Below are 9407 nucleotides of genomic sequence, written 5' to 3'. Positions count from 1 at the left end.
GACCCCAAACCCTTCGTCTGGACCAAAACCGCCGACCAGATCCTCGACACCCTCGCCGCATACTGCCAACGAATTAACGACTCAGGACACTAGCCGCTCCCGGCCACTTCACCGCCGCTGCCGGTTTGGCAACTGCGGCATCCACCGCGTTCACCGGCAACGGCCGCACCGGAACAGTCTCACCCGGAACAGACTTCTCCTCCTGCAACTCGGGCAGGTGGACGTAGCTCGGGTCCGCCGCGACAGCCGGCACCGCCTGCGTCGTTGTCGCAGTCATCACCGCAGCCATTACCAGCGCAATCGCGGGCACGAAGCGTCTTCTGGACATGCCGGACTCCCGGAAGTTCGAAATGGGGACGAGGAAAGCTGGTGGAGCGCTCAGTCCTGGATGGGGAGCTGCCTGATCTGGTTGTCGGTCAACGTGCCGGAGTACACGCGCACCCCGCGAACGGCCCCGTTGAACGGGTCGACGTTCCTGCCGACCCACACGCTTCCGCCGACCATGAGCTCACCGGTGCCGTTCCACCCGGCGACTCCGCCGAGGCGGCCGGCATAGCGGCCGTCCACGTAGATGCGCGCTTCCTTGGCCGCGTGGTCGTACACGCCCGTGAGGTGCACCCATTCCCCCGTCACGACGTCGGATTCGGCCGGGATCCACCAGCCGCCCTCCTGGTTCGCTCCGATCGAGACCAGGAAGGACCACTTCTTCAGTTCGGGGCGGTACTGCAGCATGAACGGCGAGTACTTGTCGTCACGCAGGCTCACTGCGGTGCGGGGAGCCTCGTCGGCCGCGTTCAGGTGGACGAACGCCGACACGGTGTAGCTGCGGTCGGTGCGCAGCTCCGGCCGAGGACCGATCACGGCGCCGTACCCACTGTCGGCGAGACCGGTGAAGTTTGCGGCCTTCTCGTCATCGGTTTCGGTCCACGACGCGGTGCCCGTAAAGGTGGCATCCTTCCCGGTCACTTCGTCCTTCGCAGTGGCGCCGGCTCCCTCGTCGAACGCATAGTGCGCACGCAGGACCGACTGGTTCGCAAGAGCGGCTGCTTCGCTGGGCACGAGAACTCTCTGGTATAGCCGCACGTCGTCGACCGCGCCGGGGAAGTAGTCCACCCTGGTGCCGTTCCAGAGCGCGTCGCCGATCTGGACGTCGCCAGTCGCGGTCCATGCGCCGGCGTGCGCCGCCTCGGCGGCGAGAGCACCGTTGACGTAGAGCCGGACCCGCCCAGCAGCCTGGTCGTAAGACGCCGTCAGATGCGTCCACGCGCCGGTCTGCACGGCTTCGGTCGAGATGGCGCGGGTGTGCACAGCGCCACCGCCGTCCACATCGGACGCGAACATCGCGAACGACCACTTGCCATCGGGCGAAGCCTGCAGCTGGAACCCGCTCGTCCGCGTCCCGTCCTCCGAGACGGCACACGGCCACGCGCCGATCTGGTCGAGACGCACCCACGCCGAGACCGAGAAACTCTGGGCGGTGTCCACGACCGGGCCAGACGTCGACAAGCGGTTGCCGGTACCCAGGCTCGCAGCCTGGCCCAGATACCCAGTGGCCGAAGTATCGATGGCGCCGGTCGAGGTCAAGGGGTGCCCTTGGCCGCTGGCGTCGGTCTGGTCACCGTCGAGTTTCCAGTACCCGTTGAGATTTCCGGTGAGCGGGTCGCCAGCGCGCACGTACACCTGGTAGCGCACGATCGGAGACAGGTTTCCGGCGCGGTCCGCTGACCGCACGAAAACCGTCTGCGGGCCCTCGGTCTCCGGCGTCCATCGAAACACCCCCGCGCCGCCGAGCCGGTCGGCGTTGACGCGGGTCTTCGGGTCGTCGTTCTGCTGATCGGTGACCGACCAGAGGAAGTACTGCACATCAGGGTTGCCGTTGGCGTCGACAGTGAACGCCCCGGTCTGGCCGATCCCACCCGCAGGCGTGTTGCCGCCGCCGGGGTAATCCGTCGAGGTCACCAACGGAGAGCCGGGCGCGGTCTTGTCCACTTCGAACTCGCAGTTGCCGACCCAGATCGAGTTCGCGCCGCCGTCCGAGGCGTACATCGACCAGTTGTAGACGCCCTCCGTCGTCACCAACCCGGACGGCACGGTGACCTCGGCGAACGAGCCGGACGGAATGTTGGCGGTGGTGGTCCACCAAATCTCACTGCTCGCACCGAGCTTGCCCTTATGCAGCGAGAACCTCGCGGTGAGCATGCCGCCGTCCGGATCCGACACGCGCCCGCGCAGACGTGGGGTCGGAGTGAAGACGAACGGCCGAGCGTCTCCGGACGCGCACGGAATCTGCCCGCCCTCCATGCCCAGGTCAGCCGGCAGCCCCGGCACGGAGTTGTAGTTGACCTCGAGCACAGGGTCGAGCGCCAGGCGGCGCCAGTCGTTCTGCTGGCTTTCATTGGCCGCCTTGACCATGAACGTCAAGCTCGTGCCGCCGCTGGCCGCTGCTCCGCGGACCATGTCTTCGATCGCATTGCCCGCAACCCCGGCTGCGCCATCCGTCGGGCAGTACTTGACGTTGTTCGATTTCGTGAAGGACCCGAGGTTCGCTTGCCAGCCGGGCTGGTGGTTCCACGTCGTGCCCCAGTCGATCGGCCCGGTGCGCCACAGTTCGGTCGGCCCGCCGTTGCACGAGTACGAATTCACGACCCGCATCCGCATGTCCGCGTGGTTGACGATCTTGCCACGCATCGCCGAGACGTCGAAGTCGAAGTACGAGCGGGAAACATACCCACCCTGGTAGCCGGCCTTGAGATCGCCGAGGTCACCGTCGGTGCGGTTGAAGTTGTGGTCGTCCGGCCAGGGCGCCTGGACGACGACGTGGTTGCGCTTGCCCCCGGCCCACCAGTACTCGGGGTCGATGACGACGGGGAACACGCGGTCCGGGTCGGTGAGGAACTCGGTGTCCGGTCGCACAATCGTCTCGGCCGGCGTCACCTCCACATCCATGGTCGACACCTGCCCAGGCGTGGAAGGAGGATCGCCGACCACCGCCGATCGTGCTTGCGGAGCCTGGGCCGACGAGTCCCACATCTTCGAGGCGTCGCCCCGAAACACGACCTCGCCATCCGGGTCGACGGCCTCAATGGTTCCCACGGTGGTCGTTCGCGGTGTCACGCCTCTGGCGTGGTTGCGGAACGTGATCTCACGCAGTGCCGGGTTTCTGGCCGCCTCGGCGTCCTTGACGACGAGGTGCTCGCTGAAGCCCTTCGTTGTCGCGGTCAGCCTGAGGTCGACCCCCGGCAGGACGTCGGTGTACGTCGCGACCGGCCCATCGAGGGCAGGTTTCGGCAACGTACCGTTCCACCCCAGCCCGATCTCGTGCTCGCCTTCCTTCGCCGCGACGAGGATCTCCCTGGTGCCACCGTCCGACAGCCGTACGTCGACGGGAGCCACCTTCGGCCCGATGGTCCCGTCGGGCCGCGCTGCCAACGTGAGGTCCACCGGATGCCACGTGCCACCCCGGCGGACCCGTTGTGGCTCAAAGGTTTCCGTCCGCGTCAACGTGCCGTCCGGGTTGGCGACGACGTCAGCAAACTCCGTCGTCTCGCTCGGGACGTCGACCTCCTCGCCTGTCTTCTTCGCCTGGGCGAGCGCCGCGGCGACCGCGGCAGTGTCGCCGGTAACGGCATCCGCTGCAGCCGGAACAGGGTTACCGGACAGCAGCAGCGCCACGAGCGCAGCAATCGGCACGGCACGGCACAGTGAACGCACGAAGTCTCCCCCAGCTACGGCCCGGTCGGCCAGAACCCGGGCACGATGTCGATCAGGAAATAGGTATTAACCACTCAAGCTCATGCCAAGACGAACTAAACGAGAAGTGGGTAATTAACCGATTTCATGTCAGCGAGCCTCGCTGGCGTCCGAGTGGCCACGCACCCCGTGAGCTGCCCGGTCCCGTTCAGCGAAAACCGCGCTACATCGGCGATTCACAATGTTACACAGCCACAGGGTGACGAGGACGACACTCTGGGCAGCAACGCGGGCGTGCCAGCCGGCCTTCGTGAGCGGTTGCAGCACACCACCTCAGGCTCGGCACCGAGATAGATCCGAGTCGTGCGCCGTGGCGACCTGCTTGACCGTAGCCCGCCCGTCAGCTGTCGCACGGTTCTGCTGTCCGAGTCGGCGCCGCGGCTCCGGGCCCAACGTGGCCAAACGGCAACCAAGCAGACCTCGCCGGCGACTCGCCCTCGCCCACCGTCTCGGGTACCTCACCGCCCCGCCGCGGCCATGGATCGCGCTTTGCTCTGACTCGCCCAGGCGAGAGGCCGGTGTTCAGAGACCATATTGATCAAGGTTGCGTAAAGCGTGACTAAGCTGTTTGTCATGACGACGGACCTGGGGTTCGACTGCTCCTGCTGCGGCCGGCACCACGACGATCTGCCCCCTTGGCCTACGGCACCTTCGCCCCGGCCTACTGGCACGACGGCCTCAACGGCCAGCCCGACAGCATCCTCGGCGACGAGCAGTGCGTGATCGACCGCGAGCACTTCTTCGTCAAGGCCCGCCTGGTCCTGCCCGTCCTGGACACCGGCGACGACTTCGAATGGGGCGTGTGGATCTCGCTCAGCAAAGCCAACTTCGGCCGCACCATCGAAATGTGGGACAAGCCCGAACGAGCCCAGGAACCACCCCAGTTCGGCTGGCTCTCCACCGAACTGCCCTCTTACCAGCCGACGACCCTGAACCTGAAAACCAACCTGCACACCCAGCCCGTCGGCGTCCGGCCCACCGTCGAACTCGAACCCACCGACCACCCACTGGCAGTCGAACAACGAACCGGCATCACCCGAGCCCGCGTCCAAGCCATCGCCGAACTACTCCTGCACCCCACCCAGTAAGCCCGCTGACCGACGACCACGATGTGCGTTTAGCGAGCGTATCGGAAGGGGACCTGAACCCCCACGCCCATGACCAGCGGATCCACAGAAGAACCAATAAGAAGCCTTGACAAAACAGCAGGTCAAAGAACCAATTATGTGTCCGAGGGGGGACTTGAACCCCTCCGCATGGGAGATCTCCCAAGTTTCGGGAGATCATGTCACCAGAGTAGCTGACGGGCACGTGATGCGCGCGCTCCCTCAGCACCCCGACTATCGATGTCGCCAGCGGTCGATCACGTTGCGGCAGTGCGCCTAATTACTGCGTCGCAGCCTGTGCGGCTTGTGCGACGTCGACCAGTAGACGCAACCAAATGCCCCACGTTCGAGGCCGGCGCGGCCCTCATATTCCGGCCCGTGGCCAGCACCGAGATCTTGCTCGTCGCGCTGGCAAGCTTCCGCCACACAGTTCGTCCGCCGGGCCGGCGACGAATGAGCCGCATTTGAAACTGCTTAGCTAGTCCCGTCCCGAGGAGTGAGTCCCGTCGTGGTCGGCGGGGCGCAGCGCACTATGTGGATGCTCGCCCACACCTGGCTCGCCGTCGCCTTGGTAGATCATCCCGGCAGTAGTCGATGCGGTGATGTATCAGCTGGATCGGGCCCGCATGAGCGGATCGCTGGCCGTCCGCCGATCTCGACGTCAACGGCTCCCGTCAGGCACTCCGCGCTCCCAACCGAAGTTCGATTCAGTTGATCGCCCTCACAGGAGAGAATGCGACAAGATCACTCGGAATTACGCATGCGATTCTATTTCAGAAATATGAACCGCTCATCAAATAGCACGTTTACTGCTTCTAATCTCTCCTCTCGCGTTGCTGCAATCCAAATTCATCTCCCCACACTCAGCGCCCCGAGGGCACCATCGACCGCGACGGCGCTGAAGATCGCCGGGACGAGTCCATGAAACAGGTCCCACACACCCGGCGTGACAACAATCGCAACGGGTACCCTCCCGCCGTGTTCCAGCAAGACGGCATCGGATCGTTCATGAAGTACATCGACCCTGGACACAACCGCGGCGCCGGCCAGTCCGCAACACATTCCTCACAGGCCACATTCCGCATCTCAGAAAAAATCCGTGCACATGCCCCCAAATTCAGTCGGTTTCCTCGTTAACTCGAATACAATTTCCACGCTTTCGCTATTGATCGAATTCGTCTAACCAGGATTGGAAATCATGTGCGTCATGCAAATACAATCCCGGCCCATGCTGAAGATCGGCGCCAGCCAATCTATCGAGAGCAGTCCAAAGAGTCACATCTGAGGAGTAGTTCGCGGATTCGTCTTTGATCAGCGCCAGGGCCCAGTCTGCGACTTCCTCCCGCGTCAATGTGCCCTGGATCAGGGCGACCATCTTGCCCCTGACCTGCTCACGCATCTGCACTACCAGCTCCCCGCATAGTTGCCATCAGTGTCAAACATGTAGTGAACCTTATCTCCTCCGGTTGCGCTAACATCAGGACGGACAATTCTAACATTCCCGCTATGATCTAACGTTTCGTGCCAGATGCGGGTAGCACCACTAGCAGGATTCCACTCCCGGACGAGGCGACGGCCAACCATCTCTCCAGGCGTTCGCGCCGTGGCTACTTCGCCATAGAAGCGGAATCGGCCATCAGGAAGTTCACGAACGCCACCCTTTCCATACTTTGCTGCTTGGTCCAGGAACTCCTGTGGGTAGGCTTTGAAATATGGAACACCGTCACCGGCTGTTGCAAGATCGTCGGCGCCTTTAGCGACGATACTTCGACCTTCCGTGGTAACCGCACCCTCGAGGAGGTGGCCACCGGCTTCGGCGGCGATTTCGGCTCCGTGGGCGGCGGCGCCGACGGGGATGAACCACGAGCCGACTTCGACGGCGCCCTTGGCGCATCCGAGGAGCTCGAAGTCGCTGATGCAGTTGTCCACGACGTCCTTGGCGCCGGAGTATTCGTAGATGTCCTCCCCGACGTCCTTGACGACGCCCCAGACCTTCCCCCAGAAGCCTCCGTCATCGTCACTGTCGTCGGACGAGCCTCGTGCTGCACCGCCCGATGAGCCGCGAGCCTTCTGTCCTGGCTGTTGCTTCCCGCCCGAGGGAGGAGTTCCGTGGTTGGCGTAAACGGATCTGTCCCTGCAGCCGCAGATGTTCGAGTCTTTCGTCGGACAGCTCCAGCCGCCGACACGGCAGGCGTCGCCGCCGCCGAGTTTGCCGTCGGGCTGGCGGCAGGCGCCGTCGGGCTGGAAGGGGCACAGCCCGGTCGGGTCGGACATCCCAATGGGGTTGTCGTTGGCGTAGGAGTAGCCGTTCAGCTGCTGCGGGCTGTCGGTGTTCAGCACCGGGTCGACGGTGGTGAAGCGGCCCGTCGTCGGGTCGTACTCACGCGCGCCGAGGTGGGTCAGGCCGGTCGTGGCCTGGTATCCGCCCAGGTAGCCGTGCTTGTCGGGCCAGGTCGAGGGGGCCGGGCCGCGGGCCACGCCGTAGGGGTCCTGCCGGCGTTGGGTGACGGCGAGGGTGTCCGCGTTGACAGTGGCGTAGGTGGTGTTCTGGGTGTCGGTCATCGACCACGACAGGCCGGTCTTGAAGTTGCGCTCGGCGACGGGTGCGCCGTTGAACGAGTAGAACCGCGTGCCCACCGTGCTGGAGGTTCCGGTCGCGCGGAACAGCTCCAGGTCGTTGAGGGTCAGGGTGGTGCCGGTCGGATCCTTGGTCAGGAGCAGGTTGCCGTCGGCGTCGTAGGTGTAACTGGAGACCGTACCGCTGGCATCTGTCGCCGTGGCGACGTGGCCCTCGGCGTCGTAGGTGAAGCTCTGGCGCGTGCCGCCGGTTCCCTGGGTGAGGGTGCGGCCGGCCGGGTCGTAGGTGTAGTCGGAGTGGGTGCTGCCGTTCGGGCCGGTGGTGTCCAGTGCCTGGATCGCGTGCGGCTGCGACTGCCCGGCCGCGGGGTAGGTCGACGTCGCGGTGGTGTCGCCGGTCGCGCCGTGCTGGGTTTGGGTGAGGCGGTTACCGGTCGAGTCGTAGGTCCACGACGTCCAGTACGGGGCGGCGCCGCCGATCCCGGTGATGCTGGGGGTGGTGGCGCAGTTGCCCGACGCTGGGGTGAAGGCCTGGGTCACGCGCTGGAGGTAGTCGTAGCTGAAGCATTGGGTGTCGGACGGGGCATCTTGGGGGGTGTCGGCGATGGAGGTGGTGTTGCCGGCCGCGTCGTAGTTGTAGAAGCGGTTGGCGATCATGAAGTTCGTCGACGTGGCCCGCTCGGCCAGGGTCGTGGCCAGCCGGTTCGTGCCGTCGGCGTAGGTGTGGGTGACCGCGATCTGGTTGGGCAGGGTCGGATCCTGGTAGTTGGTCCGCAGAACCTGCCCGTAGGGGTTGTAGTCGGTCTCGGAGACCAGCAGGGTGCCGACGCTTCCGGCGTCCTGGTAGGTAGTGGGGCTGTCCAGGGCGTCGTACCCGCTGAGCATGGTCTCGCCGGGCAAACCGCCCGTTTCAGGACTGCTGAAGGAACGCAGGACATCGCTGAGCGGGTCGTAGCGCCACGAGAACGAGTAGTTGCCACCGAACCCGGTTTCGGTGATCGGGACGGTGAACCGTGAGTTGGTGACCCGGCCCGCGGTGTCGTAACTGACGACGGTGTTGGTGTAGGTCTTGCCGCCGGCGAAGCGGCTGGAAGCGGTGGGCTTGTCCTTCAGCACCGTGTCGTAGGTCCACGACGCGAGCTTGGTTCCGCTGGTGGAGCCCTGGTATTCGGCGGTTTTGCGGCCGAGGTTGTCGTAGGTGTAGGCCAGCGTGCGGCCGCTGGCGTCGGTGCTGGTCAGCATCCGGCCGTCGTTGTCGTAGGTGAAGGAGCTGGCACCGGTGTCGGGGTCGGTGGCCGTGGCTTTCCGGCCGAGCAGGTCGTAGCCGGTGGTCCAGCTGTTATGGCCGGTGGTGTCGGTGGTCGAGGTGAGCTTTCCGTCGTGGGTGTAGGCGTAGCTGGTGGTGTCGGCCGGGTCGCCCGGATTGGTGTGGGCCGGATCTTTGTACTGCACCAGCTGGACTTTCTGGCCCAGGCCGTTGGTGACGACGCTGCTGGCGGTCCCGCCGTGGGGCGGGATGGTGGTGGTGCGATCACCGTCGTACACCGTGCTGCTGCGCCACTGTTCCACGCCGTAGAGCTGGTAGGCCGACGCCGTTGCGCGCCCGGCGCTGTCGAAGGTGGACACCGTCGTGCTCGGCACGGTGTTGTCCGCGACCGCCAGCAACGTCGTCGATGGCCCGGAGTCGCCGTTCCAGTAGGCGTCGTGGGTTTTCCACGCCCGGCCCTGCGAGTCGTAGAAGGAGTCCGTGACGACCCGGCCGCCTTGCGCGTACGAGGTGGGGGCTTGGGTTTGCACGGTGCGGCCGAGCCCGTCGACCAGCGCGTAGCTGGTCGCGTAGTGGCTGCTGGACAGCAGCGTGTTCGTCGCGACGACACTGTGTTCCGTACCGGGTTTGATGGAGACATTCAAGCCTGGATGATGAGGAGCGATGGCCCCACCGAAGAAGTACCCAGACGAGCTGCGTGAGCGGGC

General features: G+C 65.1%; 4 protein-coding genes. 1 reads left to right on the top strand and 3 read right to left on the bottom strand.

Annotation, left to right across the window (positions count from 1 at the left end; translation table 11 throughout):
- Window positions 1-378 precede the first annotated feature (378 nt).
- Window positions 379-3690 (bottom strand): LamG-like jellyroll fold domain-containing protein, encoded by a 3312-nt coding sequence (locus tag ACWEOE_RS41860; protein WP_452019374.1) that lies wholly within the window; start codon window positions 3688-3690, stop codon window positions 379-381.
- A 695-nt stretch (window positions 3691-4385) separates the two neighbouring features.
- Between ACWEOE_RS41860 and ACWEOE_RS41855 the strand changes: the two genes are divergently transcribed.
- The gene (locus tag ACWEOE_RS41855; protein ID WP_452019372.1) at window positions 4386-4838 is read left to right on the top strand and encodes a DUF2199 domain-containing protein; all 453 of its coding nucleotides are present in this window, start codon (window positions 4386-4388) and stop codon (window positions 4836-4838) included.
- 1180 nt (window positions 4839-6018) lie between these two features.
- Here ACWEOE_RS41855 and ACWEOE_RS41850 read toward each other — a convergent pair.
- Both ACWEOE_RS41850 and ACWEOE_RS41845 read right to left on the bottom strand, forming a co-directional pair.
- A complete protein-coding gene (locus ACWEOE_RS41850) occupies window positions 6019-6261 on the bottom strand; it encodes a hypothetical protein (protein WP_452019370.1) in 243 nt (80 codons plus the stop codon).
- Window positions 6261-9344, bottom strand: coding sequence for an RHS repeat domain-containing protein (locus ACWEOE_RS41845; protein WP_452019368.1), 3084 nt, complete (start codon window positions 9342-9344; stop codon window positions 6261-6263). The genes ACWEOE_RS41850 and ACWEOE_RS41845 overlap by 1 nt, the downstream gene beginning before the upstream one ends.
- Window positions 9345-9407 lie beyond the last annotated feature (63 nt).

This window comes from Amycolatopsis sp. NPDC004368, from assembly GCF_053602515.1.
This window is presented reverse-complemented; position numbering and strand designations above follow the sequence as displayed.